The following is a 13,375-nucleotide window of genomic DNA, read 5'->3' as shown; positions in this document are numbered from 1 at the left end:
GTAACTAGCGTTACATGCAACAGATGTTTCTCCCAGCTCGAGGATGTCGGCGATGGATGCGGCAACGTGGGGTGTGCTCGTCGCGGCGTTCGCCGCGTGTTTCGTGGAGATGGTCGAGGCCACGACCATCGTGATGGCGATGGGCTTCACCCGCGGCTGGCGCTCGGCGCTGGCGGGGACGGCCGCGGCGCTGGCCGTGCTCGCGGTCGTGACGGTGCTGGCGGGCTACGCGCTGTCGACCTGGCTCCCGGAGTCGGCGCTGCAGCTCGTGATCGGGACCCTGCTGCTGATCTTCGGCCTGCAGTGGCTTCGGAAGGCGATCCTGAGATCGTCCGGGCGCAAGGCGACGCACGACGAGGACGCGATCTACCGCGAGGAGGTCGAGACCGCGAAGGCGGCCGGCGAAGCCTCGCGGAGCGGGATCGACCTGTTCGGTTTCATGATCTCGTTCAAGGGCGTGTTCCTGGAGGGCATGGAGGTCGTGTTCATCGTGCTGACCTTCGGGCTGAACGCGAACAACATCCCCGTCGCTGCGCTCGGCGCGGCCGCCGCGGTGGTCGTCGTACTCGCCATCGCGGTCGCCTTGCGCCGGCCGCTGTCGATGATCAACGAGAACCTGCTCAAGTACGGCGTCGGCCTGATGCTCGCCTCGTTCGGTACCTACTGGTCGGTCGAGGGCATCGGCATCTTCCGCGCCGGCCGCGAGAGCCTCGGCTGGCCGGGACATGACCTGATGATCCTGGTCCTGCTGGCGGTCTGGTTCCTGGTCAGCCGGATCTTCATCGCCGCCCTGCGGCGACCGGCGGCCGAGGCGACGGAGGTGCGCGCATGAAGTACGTCAAGGCATTCGGCCGCTTTTGGTACGACTTCATCATCGGCGACGACTGGAAGATCGCCGCGGCTGTCCTCGTCGCCCTGATCATCCTGTTCGCCGCGATGACCACCGGCCTCTTCAGTGACACCGCCCTCACCCTGCTCGGCGCCGCCCTAGTCATCGCCGCCTTCACCATCAGCCTCCTCCTGGACATACGCCCCAAACGCTGATCAGACGTCCCGGCGCCGGAGGACTACCAGGGCGACCGCGAGTGGTGTCACGGCGTACGCGACGCAGCTGAGCAGTGCCTGGGTGAGGGACGGGGAGTTCGCCGGAAGCGGTTGGGTGGTGATGAGCGCATTGCCTGCGGACCAGAGGTTCCACTTGGTTGGCCAGGTCGCCCAGCTGGAGAGGTTGGCGGCGACGACCGGGAGGATGAAGACGATGGCGAGCAGGGTGCTGATCGCTCCCGCGGTGTGGCGGATCAACGCGCCGAGGCCGACGCCGAGGAGGGTGACGGTCAGCAAGTACAGGCTCGCGCCGGCGACGGCTCGCAGTGCGCCGGGCGAGCCGAGCGAGACGTTGACGTGTGCACTTCTCAGTCCGGCTTGAGCGACGAAGAAGCAGGCGAAGGCCAAGATGCCACCAACCACGACGGTGACGACCGCGCTGACCGCGGCTTTGGCCAGGAGGACCGTCGTACGACGAGGCACGGCGGTGAACGTCGTACGGATCTGGCCCGTGGTGTACTCCGCGCTCATCGCCAGCACCCCGAGAACCCCGAAGGCGAGTTGCGCGAAGGCCAGCCCGTCGAAGCTCAGATTGACCGGGTCGAACGCGAGTTTGTCGGCGGCCGAGAGGTTGGCGTAGTCGTGGGCGCGGCCCGTCGCCGAGAACAACGCGCCGGCCACCGAGACCCCGACCGCGGCGATCAGGCTGAGAGCTGTCGAGCGGACGGACCGGAGCTTGGTCCATTCCGAGGTGAGCACAGGAATCATCAGTGGCTCCCGAAGTCCGAGTCGGCGAGGTCGAGGTAGACGTCTTCCAGCGAGCGCCCGTCGCGGGTGAACTCCGCGAGCGGGCCGTCGGCGACCAGCCGGCCGCGGCCGATCACGACGAGGTGGTCGGCGACGAGTGCCATCTCGCTCATCAGATGGCTCGAGACGAAGACCGTGCGGCCGTCGTCGGCCAGTCCCCGCAGCAGTCCCCGGATCCAGCGGATGCCCTCCGGATCGAGTCCGTTCATCGGTTCGTCCAGGAGCAGGACGGCGGGGTCACCGAGCAGCGCGGTCGCGATCCCGAGTCGCTGCCGCATCCCGAGCGAGAACCCACCGACTCGGCGACGCGACACCTGCCCCAGCCCGACGCGTTCCAGGACTTCGTCGACCCGGGACCGCGGGATCCGGCCAGTCTGGGCGACGGACAGGACATGGTCGTACGCCGAACGCCCGCCATGGACTCCATTGGCGTCGAGCAAAGCCCCGACTTCCCGCAGCGGATCGCGGAGTTCGGCGTACGCGGATCCTTGGACGTGCGCCGTACCGGCGTCAGGCCGGTCGAGACCGAGGAGCAGACGGAACGTGGTGGACTTGCCGGCGCCGTTCGGACCGAGGAACGCGGTCACCCGGCCGGGGTGGACCGTGAGTGTCAGGTCGTCGACGGCGCGCACGGATCGGTACTGCTTGCTGAGGTTGCTGAGTTCGATCATGGCTTCACCTTCCAGGCAGGGCCTGGGCTACCGCGTCTGTCCGCGGAGAGATCTTCCGGCTACGACTTCTGTCTGCGGATATCTGTCTGGAGGATGACGACGCGGGCGGGTCTGACCGCCTAGCGTCGGTGTCATGTTCATGCGCCTCCGGCTTGTTGCCGTCGAATGGTTCGGCGCGGTCCTGTACGGCGTGCTCACCTGGACGATGTTCGCCCACATAGGCCCGATGCCGGCGGCTGCGCTGGGGACGGTGCTGGCTGCTGGTGGTCTTGGCCTCGTGCGCCGGCGACCTCAGGCAGCGGTCGTTCTTTGCCTCGGACCGCTGGCGTTGTCACCGTTCCTGCCGTCCTTGGGATTCATCGCGATCCCGGTCGTCTGTCTGGCAATCTTCCGGCTTGCGGATCACCGTCGGGCGACGGTCCTGGTCGTCGTGGCCGAGATCGGCGTACTCGCAACCGCGTTGCCGGACTTCCGGCATGCCGGGGCCGTTGTTCCGTTCGGTCTGCTCGTGGTGGGAGCGTCGATCGCGGGCCGGGTGGCGGTGCAGTACCGGCGGCAGACCGAGGAGCTTGCGGTGCAGCGCGAGCGGATCCGGATCGCCCGGGAGCTGCACGACATCGTTGCCCACAGCATGGGTGTGATCACGGTCCAGGCCGGGTACGGCGGGCTGGTGATCGATCAGCAACCGGATGAGGCCCGGTCGGCGCTGGCGACGATCGAGCAGACCGGTCGCCGGACTCTCGGGGAGTTGCGCCGGCTCCTCGACGTACTGCGCTCCGACGAGGCCGACCTCGCGCCCACGCCCGGACTGGCTCAGCTCGACGACCTGGTGGTGCAGACGGCCAAGGCGGGGGTGAGGGTGGATCTCGCGATCACCGGGTCACCTGCCGAGATTCCAGCAGGTATTGAGCTTTCGGCGTACCGCATCGTTCAGGAGGCACTGACGAACGTGGTGAAGCACGCGTCGACCGGCTTTGCCGAGGCCAGCATCGACTGCCGGCCCGACGCCTTGTCGGTCCAGGTTGTCGACCACGGGACCGGTTGTCCCGGAACACCTCGACCCGGCCATGGATTGACGGGACTCCGCGAGCGAGTCGCCCTGTACGGCGGGGTCCTGGAGGCAGGACCCCTTCCGGGCAAGGGCTTTCGCGTACGCGCCGAGCTGCCGCTGACCGGGGCTCGGGCATGACGGTCAAGGTGCTCATCGCCGAGGACCAGGTGCTGGTGCGGGCCGGGTTGAAAGGGATCGTCGGCACTGCGGCCGACCTGCACGTGGTCGGTGCGGCCGGCGACGGTGCAACTGCCATTGAACTCGCCGCCCAGACCCAGCCCGACGTCGTCCTGATGGACATCAGGATGCCTGGCGTGGACGGTCTTCAGGCGACTCGGGTCATCACCGGATGCTCCGCTGCCCGCGTCCTGATCCTGACCACCTTCGATCTCGACGAGTACGTGTACGCCGCTCTCCGCGGCGGCGCGAGTGGGTTCCTGCTGAAGGACACGCCACCGACCGACCTCCTCGCCGGGATCAGGGTGGTCGCCGCCGGCGACGCGTTACTCGGCCCGTCCATCACTCGCCGGCTCATCGACGAGTTCACGACCAGGGCGCCGGCTCCCGTCGTACGGCGGTTGCCGGCGATCACCGAACGCGAACGCGACGTCCTGCTCCTGGTCGCCGACGGACTCTCGAACGCCGAGATCGCCCAGGCCCTCCACATCGAGATCGGAACCGTGAAGACGCACATAGCCCACCTCCTCACCAAACTGGACGCCCGCGACCGCGTCCAACTGGTAATCCTCGCCTTCCGAACCGGCCTGGTCAGAACCGCTTGAGCTTGACTGGTTGTCAAGCGGCTGCTTGAGTAGTTGGGTGAGCGCAGGTCGAGTGGATCAGCGGCGTGAGACGGGGCGGCGGACCCGTGAACGGTTGTTGGCGGCTGCGCTCGAGTTGCTGGCGCAGCGGGGTGCGAGCGGGGTGACGCTGCGGGAGATCACGGATGCCGCGGACGCCAATGTCGCGGCGGTGAGTTACCACTTCGGCTCGCTCGGATCGTTGTGTGATGCGGCGATCGCGTCTGCGCTCGAGCAGTACCTGGACGCTCAGATTCAGTCGATGAGCACGCTTGCGCCCGGGTCATCGATCGAGCAACTGGCGGCTGCGTTCGCTCGTCCGATGGTGCGCGCGCTGTCGGCGGACGGGGACGAGCTGGCGATCATGCGCACCGTTGCGCGGGTCGCGGCGGACCCGCCTGAGGGTTGGGATCGGCTGGCGGGCAAGTTCGACCGGACGCGCAAGGACGCGGTTGCGGTGCTGGCGGTGAAGCTCCCGGGTGTCGGACGGGCCGAGCTGAACTTCCGGACGCGGTGCGCGGCCGGTCTGTTGAACTGGCTTGCCCTGGCTCCGCTCGGTGCCGAGATCGCCGGCAGGTCGGAGCGGCAGATCGAGAACCTCTTGCTCCCGGTCGTGCTCGGCGCGTTTCGCGGCGGCTCCGACGCCCGCTGACGCGGTTTCCTGAATCACGGACTTGATAGTCAAGCTGCTGCTTGACAACTTCGGCGCGACCTCCTCATGCTGTTAATCAAGCATCGGATTAACTTCTTTGAGGAGTCGAGGCAATGTCTACCGACGTCGAAGCTGTCGTTCGCGCCGCTTACCACGCGGCCGAAGGCAGTGTGCTGGATGTTCAAGGGTTCATCGAGCTGTTCACCGAGGACGGCGTATTCAACAATGTCGTCGCGCAGGAGAGCTACCGCGGCGAGCACCTGGGAGACCTGGTCGTCTTCATGGCCAGTTTCGCGCCGGACGTCCATCGGGAGTTCCACAAGTTCCACGTGATGGGGAACGTCGTCGCGGTCGAACTCTCGATCCAGGGAACGTTCACCGGGCCGTTCCCGAGTCCGGACGGGGTGATCCAGCCGACCGGAGCCAAGCTCGACATCCCGACCGCCGACTTCTGGTACGTCGAGAACGGCAAGATCAAGGAGTTCAACTGCTACGTGGGCCTCAGCATCATGCTCGCCCAACTCGGCGTCACCCCCGACTTCACATCCGCCGTCACGACCCCCGCAGCCGCCGGCTGAACGGATTTCAGGTCACCTTGAACGACAGCAGCGAGGCTTGTGCGCGGGCGCGGAGGGCCGGGAAGCTTGCGGCGGTGCTGGTGAAGGTGACTGTGTACTGCTTACCGCTGGTGATGAGGAAGAGTTGCAGATTCTCCAGGTGACCCGACTCGGTCCGGTCGTAGGTACCGCCGAGGAAGTGAGCATCCTGCCCGTCCGCGGTGGCCGGCTCGTCGATCACCACGCGGTAGTGCGTCAAGGCGGTGGGAAGTGCCCGCTTCGTCTCCGCGATCGTCGTGCCGAGGTCACTGCGATTCTTGGTGATCACCACGTTGATGTTGTCGACGAACTTCGCGGCCGGATCAAGACTCGGCGCGATCAGTACCCCGGACAACACGCCCACCTCACCGTCGGGGTACTCCCTCCATCCAGCCGGCGGAACGAGCGAGTACCCATCGGGTGAGGTGAACCGGGCCGACGTGGTAGATGCCGACTCCGACGGTGTGGCGGAGGTCTCGGGCGCATGGGTGGTGGTAGGCGCCGAGCTGCTCGTGCCCGCGGTCGAGTGCGCCGAGCAGCCGATCAGTGCGGCGCTCAGGGCGGAGGTGGCGAGGAGAAGCGCCAGGTGACGCATATTCAGGTTTATACCAGATCTGTGATCTCAGCACAGGGGTGAAGGCGGTTCAGGGTGTGGTTGACGCCTGATTGCGGCGGGTTGGTGGTCGGTGGCGGGGATGCCAGGTGCCTTCGGCCCGGAGGGTCAGGTAGGTGAGGCCGGCGACCGGGACCGGGGCCCAGAACTGGATGAGGCGCCAGGAGAGGACAGCCAGGACGGCGGTCGGGCCGGGGACGCCGAAGCCCAGCAGGGTGGAGATTGCTACCCCTTCGATGAAGCCGAGGCCGCCTGGGGTGAGCGGGATGACGCCGGCGAGGTTGGCGGCGCAGTAGGCGAGGAGGAGGGGGACCGGGTTGATCGTCTCGCCGAAGGCGGCCAGGAAGAGCCAGAGGACGGCGGCGTCGAAGAGCCAGTTCAGGGTCGCCCAGATGAGGAACGCCTTGCGCACCTGCTGGTCGGCGAGCAGGTCGCGCATCCGGATCGCGACCGCGGTGATCCACGGCCGGACGCGCTGGGGGAGTCGCCGTACGGCCGCCTGCACCAGACGTGCGGACAGCCGGGCGATCCAGGAACGCCGGCGGCCCGCGAGCGCGCCGACGACCAGGGCCACCAGGCCGATCAGGAACATCAGCAGATAGGCCGGCCGGGCCTCGCGGAACAGCACGGCCGGTATCAAGGTCACCCAGCCCACCAGCGCCAGTGCGAGCGGCGAGCCGATACCTTCCGCGGTCACGGTCGCCGTCACGTCGCTCGTCCGCGCGCCACCTTGTACGAGCAGGCGGAACCGGACCGCGGTCGCCGTCGCCGCGCCACCGGGGATGACGTGGCTGACGCCGTACCCGGTGAGGTCGGAGCGCAGGATCCAGGAGAACCGGACCCGATCGCTGGCCAGCAGAGCGCGGCTGAAGAGCGAGTAGGCGACCAGGCTGCAAGCCTCCAGGACGACGGCCCCGATGACCCAGACCGGGTTGAGCTCGGTCACGCGCTGGAGCGACTCCCGGGCGAGCGTGAGCTTCGGGAGTACGACGTACTCGACGACGCCGATCAGGATGAGTAACGAGACGACCGCCCACAGTCGCCGGTACCACGCGGGCCTGGACCCGGTCGTGGGTCCCGACCGGGATGTCTCCATGCGGTCGCACTCCTTTCACCTCCAAGCTTGCCTCACCGATCCGAACGCACCGGATCCGGGGATACAAGAGGGGGCCGAAGGCACCGTTCAGTCGGCCTGCGGAAGGCGGCGGGTGTCGATCAGCTCCTGGGCGACGTCACGGAGTTTGCGGTTGTTGTGCTGTGAGTAGCGCTTGAGGACTTCGAAGGCGCGATCGCCGTCGAGGTCGTAGCGCTCCATCAGGATGCCCATCGCCTGGCCGACCAGCTTGCGGGCGTCGACCGCCTGGGCCATGGTGGCCTCGTGGCGCGCCGACGCGATCGCGACGGTGGCGTGGCGGGCCAGGATGTGGGCGACGGCGATGTCATCGGCGTCGAAACCGCCGGGATGTTCGCCGTACAGGTTCAGGACCGCTTGGGGCCGGTTGCCGAGCATCAGCGGCAGATGCAGCGCGGAGCGGATCCCGGCGCCGAGGACCTGCTCGACCCACTGCCGCGACCATCGGGTCTCGGCGGCGACATCCGGGATCAGGACGACTTGTTGCTGCTCGATCGTGGTCAGCAGCGGCCCGGCGCCGACGTCGATCTGCTGCTGGTAGAGGTTGGCGAGTGCCGGGGCGGTCACCGCCAGCACTTCGGGGCGTCGACCTTGAGCGATCAGTACGACGGATGCTTGCTTGCACCGGACCGCCTGGAGCGCGAACTGAACGACGGCGTCGACCGTCTCCTCGACGCCGTCCAGACCGGACAGCTCGATGGCGAACCGGCCGAAGGTCTCGGCCAGGGGGTCGAACGGCATGGGTAGCTCCAGGGGTCGCCAAAGAGGTGCGAACCCACTGGTTGGAGCCAACGCGAGACTCATGATGCACCAGATCGCGGTCCGGTGCGAGATCAGGCCGATTTCTCCTCGGCGCCGCAGTCGTGAACGTCGACGAACAGCTCGTCGCTCACTCGTCGCTCACTCGTCGCTCACCGGTGGTCGCCGCGGAGCTTCCGGGTGTCGACCAGTTCCTGGGCGACATCCCTCAGCTTGGTGTTCGTCGACTGCGAGTACCGCCGGAGCATCTCGAAGGCGCGAGTGTCGTCGAGGTCGTAGCGCTCCATCAGGATGCCCATCGCTTGACCGATCAGCTTACGGGCGTCGATGGCCGCGGCCATGGTCTCGTCGGCCCGCGCCGAGGCGACCGCGACGGAGGCGTGACGGGCCAGGATGTGCGCGATCGCCACATCGTCGGCCGTGAACGCATTCGGCTCGCGATGGTAGAGCGACAGGACGCCGAGCAGCTCTTCGCGAGCCCACATCGGCACGTGCAGCACGGACCGGACATCGTGGGTCGCCACGAGGTGCGCCCAGGCAGTCCAGCGGGTCTCGGCCTCGACATCCGGGACCTCGACGACGGTTCCTTCGGTCAGAGCTTCCAGCAAAGGACCTTCGCCGGAGTCGAACTGCAACTGATACAGCTCGGCGACCAGCGGATCGGTCACCGCCGCGATTTCGCGCTGACCACGCAGCGTCAGGGCCACTCCGGCGTACACACAGGCCTCCGCCTGCAAGGCGAATTGCACCACGGCCTCGACGGTCTCCTGCATGGTGTCCGCGTCGTGAAGCTCGAGCGCCAGTTGAGCGAAGGTGTCGGCGCCGACCTGTTCCATGGCCACATCATGCACTGGCATGACCCGACTGGGCAGTGAATCCTCGCAGTCGGCCGCGACAATCTGGTCGGGAGCAGCGGTTCCGGGTGCTGGCAGTCTCAACACCCGGAACCTCGGACCGCTCCGACCCTCGAGAACCCGGGCCGTCCTGCCACTCCAGTGCCCCATCGGTAGTTGCCTAACCCCTTGATCTCGGGCTCGTTCCACCCATCCGCCGGCGGGTGGTCAACGAAGCTTCGATGGTGGGTCGAATCTCGGAGTGAACGATGAGTGTTGAAGTGAGATTGCGCGAACACGTGGAGCGGTTGGGAGCACAACATCCGCCGATCCCGGTGGACAGCGCCGACTATTCGATGGCGCGGCCTGCCCTGCTGGCGGAGCGGTTCGGGCCGGTGCTGACGTACATGTCCCGGGTCGAGCTCGAGGTCGAGCGGAACGTGCTCGAGCTGAATCTGCTGCTGCCGGACCCGCCGGAAGTGGATCGCTTGTTCTATGCCGATGTGTGGCTGCCGCAGGAGATCCATCACGGCCTGCTCCTGGACCGGCTGCAACTGTTGGTCGGGCTGCCGGCCTCGACCCCGGATCTGACCACCATCGACATCCGGTTGCGGTTGCTGGGCGTGCTCGGCCGGACGAGTGCGGTGCAGGACATCAGCCGGATGCTCTACTACCTGACCGGCGCGGCAACCGAGCAGTCGGCGATCCTGGCGTACAACAGGCTGCACAGCGGCCTGCTGGAGCTGGGGGAGAAGGCGATCGCGGAAACGGTCGTCGGCCCGATCAGACGGCAGGAGCCAGGACACTTCGCGTACTACAAGATCGCCGCGCAAGGCCTGTGGGCCGAGTTGGCGGCTTGGCAGAAGTGGCTGGTTCGGGTGATCCGGCGCTGGTCGTTCGAGCCCGTCGGCGCGTACGACGAGACCCAGCGCGGCGACTTCGGAGTCGTGATGGAACGGCTCGAGATCACCTCGGACGGTGATGTGGGTCTGCGGAAGTACGCGGAGCAGATCGGACGCGTCGAGACCGAGTTGCTGTGGGCTCAACGCCAGGGTCTGCGGGTTCCGTCGTACGTCGTCAACAGCCTCCGCCACGCCGCGTCCCTCGCCGGCCGGCGCTGACGGCTCAGCTGTAGTGCGGTTCGAGGTCGATGTCGACGATGCGGACGCGAACCGTCGGCACTCGACCGGTAGCACCCTCGACCGCGGCGACCACGGCGTCGTGGACGGCCAGCCCGACGTCCGCGGCCCGGTGATCGGCCCCGGCCACGATGCGTACGCCGATCTCGAGCGCCGCACCTGCTCCGACCTCGACCCCAGCCACATCGGGAAGCTCCCGGCCGGTCGCGCGCTCCCAGGCCTCGGCCGCGAACTGCTTCAGCAGCCCCTTCAACCCCGGCTGCAACCGAATCACCCCCGGCGCCGACCGCGCTGCCTCAGCGGCAGCCGCCGCGATGGCAATCTGCTCGACGGTCCGTCCCGGTACGGCGCTCTGCCGCGTGGACTCGTCGTCGTCCGGGTTCACCGCTCGTCCGTCCACACGTCGACCACCTCGAAGTCGAGGGTGTCGAGCTCGAGGCCGATCTGCCCGCGCAACGCCAGGGCGACCCGGCCGCGCGCCTCCTCCAGCTGGTCCACCTGCCCGGATCCGAACCGCAACGACACCGACATCCAGACCTGGACGGCACCGGGCCGCTCCGGTGAGACCTCGACCTTGCATTGCCGCGCCCGGATCCCGGGCACACCGTCGACGGCGTACCGCAGGACGGCGGCCAACGCGTGCACGGACAGCTCGACCTGTGCATCCCCGGTCGGCAACGGAATCGTGCGGCCGAGATTGAGGTCGGCGCGTACCGCGGTCATGATCCGGTCCAGCAGTCCGCTGGGCACCTGGACCGGATCGTCGATCAGCTGGCTGGTCGCCTCGACGAGTTGCTCGAGGCTCGCCCGAGCGGTCTGGCAGTGCGGGCATCCGGCCAGGTGTGCACCCGCCGCACCGGCTTCGAGCTCGTCCCAGACGTCCTCGACCGTGCGACCACAGGGCAGTGCGTGCAGGTCTGTCTGGTCGGTCGGATTCATCTCCATGGCTTCATCACCTCCGCGAGCTCGGCGCGGGCTCTGGCTATTCGTCCTCGGACGGCGGTCGGCGTCGTACCGACCAACTCGGCGATCTCCTGGTACGAGCGGCCGTGGACCTCACGGAGCAACCAGCAGGCGCGCTGCGATGGTGGCAGTTGGCGCAGCGCCTCGGCCAGAGCCTGCATCGCCGCGCTGTTGTCGGCGGTGCGGGCCGGGTCGCCGACGACCGTAGGCTCGATCGGGTCGCCGTGCTCTTCGAGGTCGACGGTCGGCTTGCGTCGTTGCAGCAGCGTCAGGCACTTGTTGGTCGCGGTCCGATACAGCCACGCCCCGAACGCGGCGTCGTGCTGGATCTCGGGCAGTCGCCGCCACGCGGTCACGAAGGTCTCCTGTACGACGTCCTCCGCATCACCGGACGCGCCGTTCAGCATCCGCAGGCAGAGCGTGTAGATCCGGCGCTGATAGCGCCGCACCAGCAGCTCGAACGCCGCCGGATCGCGATCGCGGGCCCGCGCGACCAGCGTCGCCTCGTCCAGCTCGATCACCCCGGGAGACGCCACCATGCCATTTAGACGACACGAGGCACGTCGATGTCACGCTGAACCGCCCGGCCCGCTACGGTGACGTACGTCACGCCACCCGAGCCGATCACGACCGTGACGACTGTTTCGGTCAGGGTGTCCATCCAGGGAACGGCTCCGAACACCACTCGAAGTCCGCCGACCAGAAGGGCACCTGCTGATGACCGAAACCATGACGAACAAGGGCACCGCGAAGCGGGCCACTACCGCGGTCGTTGCCGAAGGCACCGGCCTGACCGAGGTTGCCCAGGGCAAGACCACGATCGCGGACGTCGTCGTGTCCAAGATCGCCGGGATCGCGACCCGCGAGATCGAGGGTGTGCATGCCCTCGGCGGCGGTGCGGCCCGGGCCGTCGGCATGCTGCGCGAGCGCATCCCCGGTTCGCGGACCAACCTGTCCCAGGGCGTCTCCGTCGAGGTCGGCGAGAAGCAGGCGGCCGTGGACATCGAGCTCGTCGCCGAGTACGGCGTGAGCCTGGCCGACCTAGCCGACGCGATCCGCGGCAACGTCATCTCCGCGGTCGAGCGGATGACCGGTCTCGAGGTCACCGAGGTGAACATCGCGGTCAGCGACGTACACCTGGAGGGAGACGACGATGACGACACCGATGAGGCTCCGGCCGAACGCCGGGTCCAGTAAGCGCACTCGAGGAGACTTCGTGACCACGTCTGTCATCGGCCTGTTCGCCGGCCTGTTGATCGCCATCGCCGCCGCGGCCGGCGGATTCCCCGGCTTCCTGCTCGCGCTTGTGCTCGGGGCGGTCGGGTTTGTCGTCGGCCGGTTCGTGTCCGACGGGACGAAGGGCCTGGACGACCTCATCTCGCGCCGTGGCCGTGGCTGAGCCGGCTGTCGCCGACGCGGGCCTGGTTCCAGTCGCGGAGACGGTCGCGCAAGGGGGCGATCGTGGCCGGCTGGAGATCGCGCAGCGGGCGGTCGAGCGGATCGCGGAGATCAGCGCGCGGAACCACTCGGCCGTCGTCCGGCAAAGCGCCGTACTGGGTCGTGGTCTGCCGAAGGCGCGTGCGGTGATCGCCGGGCGCCGGGTTCGCATCGAGGTCCAGGTCGCGGGGGCCTGGGGACACTCGCTGGCGGAGGTGGCCGACGGTGTACGTGCGCGGGTTGCGGCGGATGTCGAGCAGTTCACCGGGCTTGGCGTCGACCGGGTGGACGTCGACATCACCGGCGTCGAAGCCGGTGTTGCCCGGCCGGTCGACCGAGCGGTGGCTGCCGATCCCGTTGCTGGTAAGGGGCCTGCGGCCAATCCGGCGGCGACGGTGATCGGGCTCGTTGCGGCGGTCTTGGTGATCGGTCTTGGGGTGGTCGGGTTCGGTGAGATGTTGAGCGTCACTGGCCTCCTTAACGGGCCGGCGATCCCCACGGAGTGGTTCGATCGGAGCGTCGTACTGACGCCGCACAGCTGGATGATCGCGGCCGGTATCGGCGCCGTGGTGATCGGACTCGTCCTGCTGGCCGTCACCCTCAAGCCACGCAGGCGTACGCATCTCGCGGTCGGCGATCCCGACACGATGATCTGGATCCGTGCCGCCGACGCGGCTCGCCTCGCCTGCGACAGCGCGCGGCACGTCGACTCCGTCACGGAGGTGTCTGCGGTCGCGAAGCGGCGCAAGCTGCGCATCAACGTGGTGACCTTCGGCGATTCCGCCCGGGTGATCAGCGAGACGACCGCGGCGGTGGACGATCGGCTGCAGCTGATCACGCCGCGGCTGCGGACCCGGATCTCGGTACGGGAGGACTGA

General features: G+C 67.9%; 19 protein-coding genes. 10 read left to right on the top strand and 9 right to left on the bottom strand.

Annotation, left to right across the window (positions count from 1 at the left end; genetic code table 11):
- Nucleotides 1–52 precede the first annotated feature (52 nt).
- Together ACWF4Z_RS13760 and ACWF4Z_RS13755 are read left to right on the top strand one after the other, a co-directional pair.
- Nucleotides 53–832 (top strand): COG4280 domain-containing protein, encoded by a 780-nt coding sequence (locus ACWF4Z_RS13760; protein ID WP_452243352.1) that lies wholly within the window; start codon nucleotides 53–55, stop codon nucleotides 830–832.
- Nucleotides 829–1,044, top strand: a complete 216-nt coding sequence (locus tag ACWF4Z_RS13755; RefSeq protein WP_452243351.1) for a hypothetical protein — start codon at nucleotides 829–831, stop codon at nucleotides 1,042–1,044. Before ACWF4Z_RS13760 ends, ACWF4Z_RS13755 begins: the two co-directional genes overlap by 4 nt.
- Here ACWF4Z_RS13755 and ACWF4Z_RS13750 read toward each other — a convergent pair whose 3' ends face one another.
- Together ACWF4Z_RS13750 and ACWF4Z_RS13745 are read right to left on the bottom strand one after the other, a co-directional pair.
- Complete coding sequence (locus ACWF4Z_RS13750; RefSeq protein ID WP_452243350.1) at nucleotides 1,045–1,812, bottom strand: ABC transporter permease; 768 nt, start codon at nucleotides 1,810–1,812, stop codon at nucleotides 1,045–1,047.
- Complete coding sequence (locus ACWF4Z_RS13745; protein WP_452243349.1) at nucleotides 1,812–2,522, bottom strand: ABC transporter ATP-binding protein; 711 nt, start codon at nucleotides 2,520–2,522, stop codon at nucleotides 1,812–1,814. Before ACWF4Z_RS13745 ends, ACWF4Z_RS13750 begins: the two co-directional genes overlap by 1 nt.
- 133 nt (nucleotides 2,523–2,655) lie before the next feature.
- On the opposite strand from ACWF4Z_RS13745, the gene ACWF4Z_RS13740 reads away from it, so the two are divergent.
- The 4 genes from ACWF4Z_RS13740 to ACWF4Z_RS13725 all read left to right on the top strand — a co-directional run bounded on the left by ACWF4Z_RS13740 (nucleotide 2,656) and on the right by ACWF4Z_RS13725 (nucleotide 5,603).
- Nucleotides 2,656–3,711 (top strand): sensor histidine kinase, encoded by a 1,056-nt coding sequence (locus tag ACWF4Z_RS13740; RefSeq protein ID WP_452243348.1) that lies wholly within the window; start codon nucleotides 2,656–2,658, stop codon nucleotides 3,709–3,711.
- Nucleotides 3,708–4,355: a response regulator gene (locus ACWF4Z_RS13735; protein ID WP_452243347.1), complete on the top strand. Its 648-nt coding sequence runs from the start codon at nucleotides 3,708–3,710 to the stop codon at nucleotides 4,353–4,355. The genes ACWF4Z_RS13740 and ACWF4Z_RS13735 overlap by 4 nt, the downstream gene beginning before the upstream one ends.
- A 37-nt stretch (nucleotides 4,356–4,392) precedes the next feature.
- Nucleotides 4,393–5,025, top strand: a complete 633-nt coding sequence (locus tag ACWF4Z_RS13730) for a TetR family transcriptional regulator (protein ID WP_452243346.1) — start codon at nucleotides 4,393–4,395, stop codon at nucleotides 5,023–5,025.
- 113 nt (nucleotides 5,026–5,138) lie between these two features.
- Nucleotides 5,139–5,603 (top strand): ester cyclase, encoded by a 465-nt coding sequence (locus tag ACWF4Z_RS13725; protein WP_452243345.1) that lies wholly within the window; start codon nucleotides 5,139–5,141, stop codon nucleotides 5,601–5,603.
- Nucleotides 5,604–5,610: 7 nt separating this feature from the next.
- Here ACWF4Z_RS13725 and ACWF4Z_RS13720 read toward each other — a convergent pair whose 3' ends face one another.
- From ACWF4Z_RS13720 to ACWF4Z_RS13705, 4 genes are all read right to left on the bottom strand, one after another.
- Nucleotides 5,611–6,216 (bottom strand): hypothetical protein, encoded by a 606-nt coding sequence (locus tag ACWF4Z_RS13720; RefSeq protein WP_452243344.1) that lies wholly within the window; start codon nucleotides 6,214–6,216, stop codon nucleotides 5,611–5,613.
- 49 nt (nucleotides 6,217–6,265) lie between these two features.
- Complete coding sequence (locus ACWF4Z_RS13715; protein WP_452243343.1) at nucleotides 6,266–7,330, bottom strand: lysylphosphatidylglycerol synthase transmembrane domain-containing protein; 1,065 nt, start codon at nucleotides 7,328–7,330, stop codon at nucleotides 6,266–6,268.
- 87 nt (nucleotides 7,331–7,417) lie between these two features.
- Nucleotides 7,418–8,107 carry a GAF and ANTAR domain-containing protein gene (locus ACWF4Z_RS13710; protein ID WP_452243342.1) on the bottom strand — a complete coding sequence of 230 codons (690 nt, stop codon included), beginning with the start codon at nucleotides 8,105–8,107 and terminating at the stop codon, nucleotides 7,418–7,420.
- 170 nt (nucleotides 8,108–8,277) lie between these two features.
- Nucleotides 8,278–8,961, bottom strand: coding sequence for a GAF and ANTAR domain-containing protein (locus tag ACWF4Z_RS13705; protein WP_452243341.1), 684 nt, complete (start codon nucleotides 8,959–8,961; stop codon nucleotides 8,278–8,280).
- A gap of 266 nt (nucleotides 8,962–9,227) precedes the next feature.
- Between ACWF4Z_RS13705 and ACWF4Z_RS13700 the strand changes: the two genes are divergently transcribed.
- A complete protein-coding gene (locus ACWF4Z_RS13700; RefSeq protein WP_452243340.1) occupies nucleotides 9,228–10,079 on the top strand; it encodes a GTP-binding protein LepA in 852 nt (283 codons plus the stop codon).
- A 4-nt stretch (nucleotides 10,080–10,083) separates the two neighbouring features.
- Here ACWF4Z_RS13700 and ACWF4Z_RS13695 read toward each other — a convergent pair whose 3' ends face one another.
- From ACWF4Z_RS13695 to ACWF4Z_RS13685, 3 genes are read right to left on the bottom strand one after another with little or no spacing between them, the layout of a single operon-like run.
- Nucleotides 10,084–10,497 (bottom strand): hypothetical protein, encoded by a 414-nt coding sequence (locus ACWF4Z_RS13695; RefSeq protein ID WP_452243339.1) that lies wholly within the window; start codon nucleotides 10,495–10,497, stop codon nucleotides 10,084–10,086.
- The gene (locus ACWF4Z_RS13690; RefSeq protein WP_452243338.1) at nucleotides 10,479–11,042 is read right to left on the bottom strand and encodes a hypothetical protein; all 564 of its coding nucleotides are present in this window, start codon (nucleotides 11,040–11,042) and stop codon (nucleotides 10,479–10,481) included. Before ACWF4Z_RS13690 ends, ACWF4Z_RS13695 begins: the two co-directional genes overlap by 19 nt.
- Nucleotides 11,033–11,599 carry an RNA polymerase sigma factor gene (locus ACWF4Z_RS13685; RefSeq protein WP_452243337.1) on the bottom strand — a complete coding sequence of 189 codons (567 nt, stop codon included), beginning with the start codon at nucleotides 11,597–11,599 and terminating at the stop codon, nucleotides 11,033–11,035. Before ACWF4Z_RS13685 ends, ACWF4Z_RS13690 begins: the two co-directional genes overlap by 10 nt.
- 178 nt (nucleotides 11,600–11,777) lie before the next feature.
- Between ACWF4Z_RS13685 and ACWF4Z_RS13680 the strand changes: the two genes are divergently transcribed.
- Genes ACWF4Z_RS13680 through ACWF4Z_RS13670 form a run of 3 tightly spaced genes read left to right on the top strand, consistent with a single transcriptional unit; the run spans nucleotide 11,778 to nucleotide 13,375 of the window.
- Nucleotides 11,778–12,257 (top strand): Asp23/Gls24 family envelope stress response protein, encoded by a 480-nt coding sequence (locus tag ACWF4Z_RS13680; protein WP_452243336.1) that lies wholly within the window; start codon nucleotides 11,778–11,780, stop codon nucleotides 12,255–12,257.
- Nucleotides 12,258–12,276: 19 nt separating this feature from the next.
- A complete protein-coding gene (locus ACWF4Z_RS13675; protein WP_452243335.1) occupies nucleotides 12,277–12,459 on the top strand; it encodes a hypothetical protein in 183 nt (60 codons plus the stop codon).
- Nucleotides 12,446–13,375, top strand: a complete 930-nt coding sequence (locus ACWF4Z_RS13670; protein ID WP_452243334.1) for a DUF6286 domain-containing protein — start codon at nucleotides 12,446–12,448, stop codon at nucleotides 13,373–13,375. The genes ACWF4Z_RS13675 and ACWF4Z_RS13670 overlap by 14 nt, the downstream gene beginning before the upstream one ends.

The organism is Kribbella sp. NPDC055071 (genome assembly GCF_053608045.1).
This window is presented reverse-complemented; position numbering and strand designations above follow the sequence as displayed.

Bases quoted from the DNA above. Each gene is read 5' to 3' on its own strand.
- ACWF4Z_RS13760 (WP_452243352.1), top strand. From the start codon at position 53: ATGGATGCGGCAACGTGGGGTGTGCTCGTCGCGGCGTTCGCCGCGTGT.
- ACWF4Z_RS13755 (WP_452243351.1), top strand. From the start codon at position 829: ATGAAGTACGTCAAGGCATTCGGCCGCTTTTGGTACGACTTCATCATC.
- ACWF4Z_RS13750 (WP_452243350.1), bottom strand. From the start codon at position 1,812: ATGATTCCTGTGCTCACCTCGGAATGGACCAAGCTCCGGTCCGTCCGC.
- ACWF4Z_RS13745 (WP_452243349.1), bottom strand. From the start codon at position 2,522: ATGATCGAACTCAGCAACCTCAGCAAGCAGTACCGATCCGTGCGCGCC.
- ACWF4Z_RS13740 (WP_452243348.1), top strand. From the start codon at position 2,656: ATGTTCATGCGCCTCCGGCTTGTTGCCGTCGAATGGTTCGGCGCGGTC.
- ACWF4Z_RS13735 (WP_452243347.1), top strand. From the start codon at position 3,708: ATGACGGTCAAGGTGCTCATCGCCGAGGACCAGGTGCTGGTGCGGGCC.
- ACWF4Z_RS13725 (WP_452243345.1), top strand. From the start codon at position 5,139: ATGTCTACCGACGTCGAAGCTGTCGTTCGCGCCGCTTACCACGCGGCC.
- ACWF4Z_RS13720 (WP_452243344.1), bottom strand. From the start codon at position 6,216: ATGCGTCACCTGGCGCTTCTCCTCGCCACCTCCGCCCTGAGCGCCGCA.
- ACWF4Z_RS13715 (WP_452243343.1), bottom strand. From the start codon at position 7,330: ATGGAGACATCCCGGTCGGGACCCACGACCGGGTCCAGGCCCGCGTGG.
- ACWF4Z_RS13710 (WP_452243342.1), bottom strand. From the start codon at position 8,107: ATGCCGTTCGACCCCCTGGCCGAGACCTTCGGCCGGTTCGCCATCGAG.
- ACWF4Z_RS13705 (WP_452243341.1), bottom strand. From the start codon at position 8,961: ATGGAACAGGTCGGCGCCGACACCTTCGCTCAACTGGCGCTCGAGCTT.
- ACWF4Z_RS13700 (WP_452243340.1), top strand. From the start codon at position 9,228: ATGAGTGTTGAAGTGAGATTGCGCGAACACGTGGAGCGGTTGGGAGCA.
- ACWF4Z_RS13690 (WP_452243338.1), bottom strand. From the start codon at position 11,042: ATGGAGATGAATCCGACCGACCAGACAGACCTGCACGCACTGCCCTGT.
- ACWF4Z_RS13685 (WP_452243337.1), bottom strand. From the start codon at position 11,599: ATGGTGGCGTCTCCCGGGGTGATCGAGCTGGACGAGGCGACGCTGGTC.
- ACWF4Z_RS13680 (WP_452243336.1), top strand. From the start codon at position 11,778: ATGACCGAAACCATGACGAACAAGGGCACCGCGAAGCGGGCCACTACC.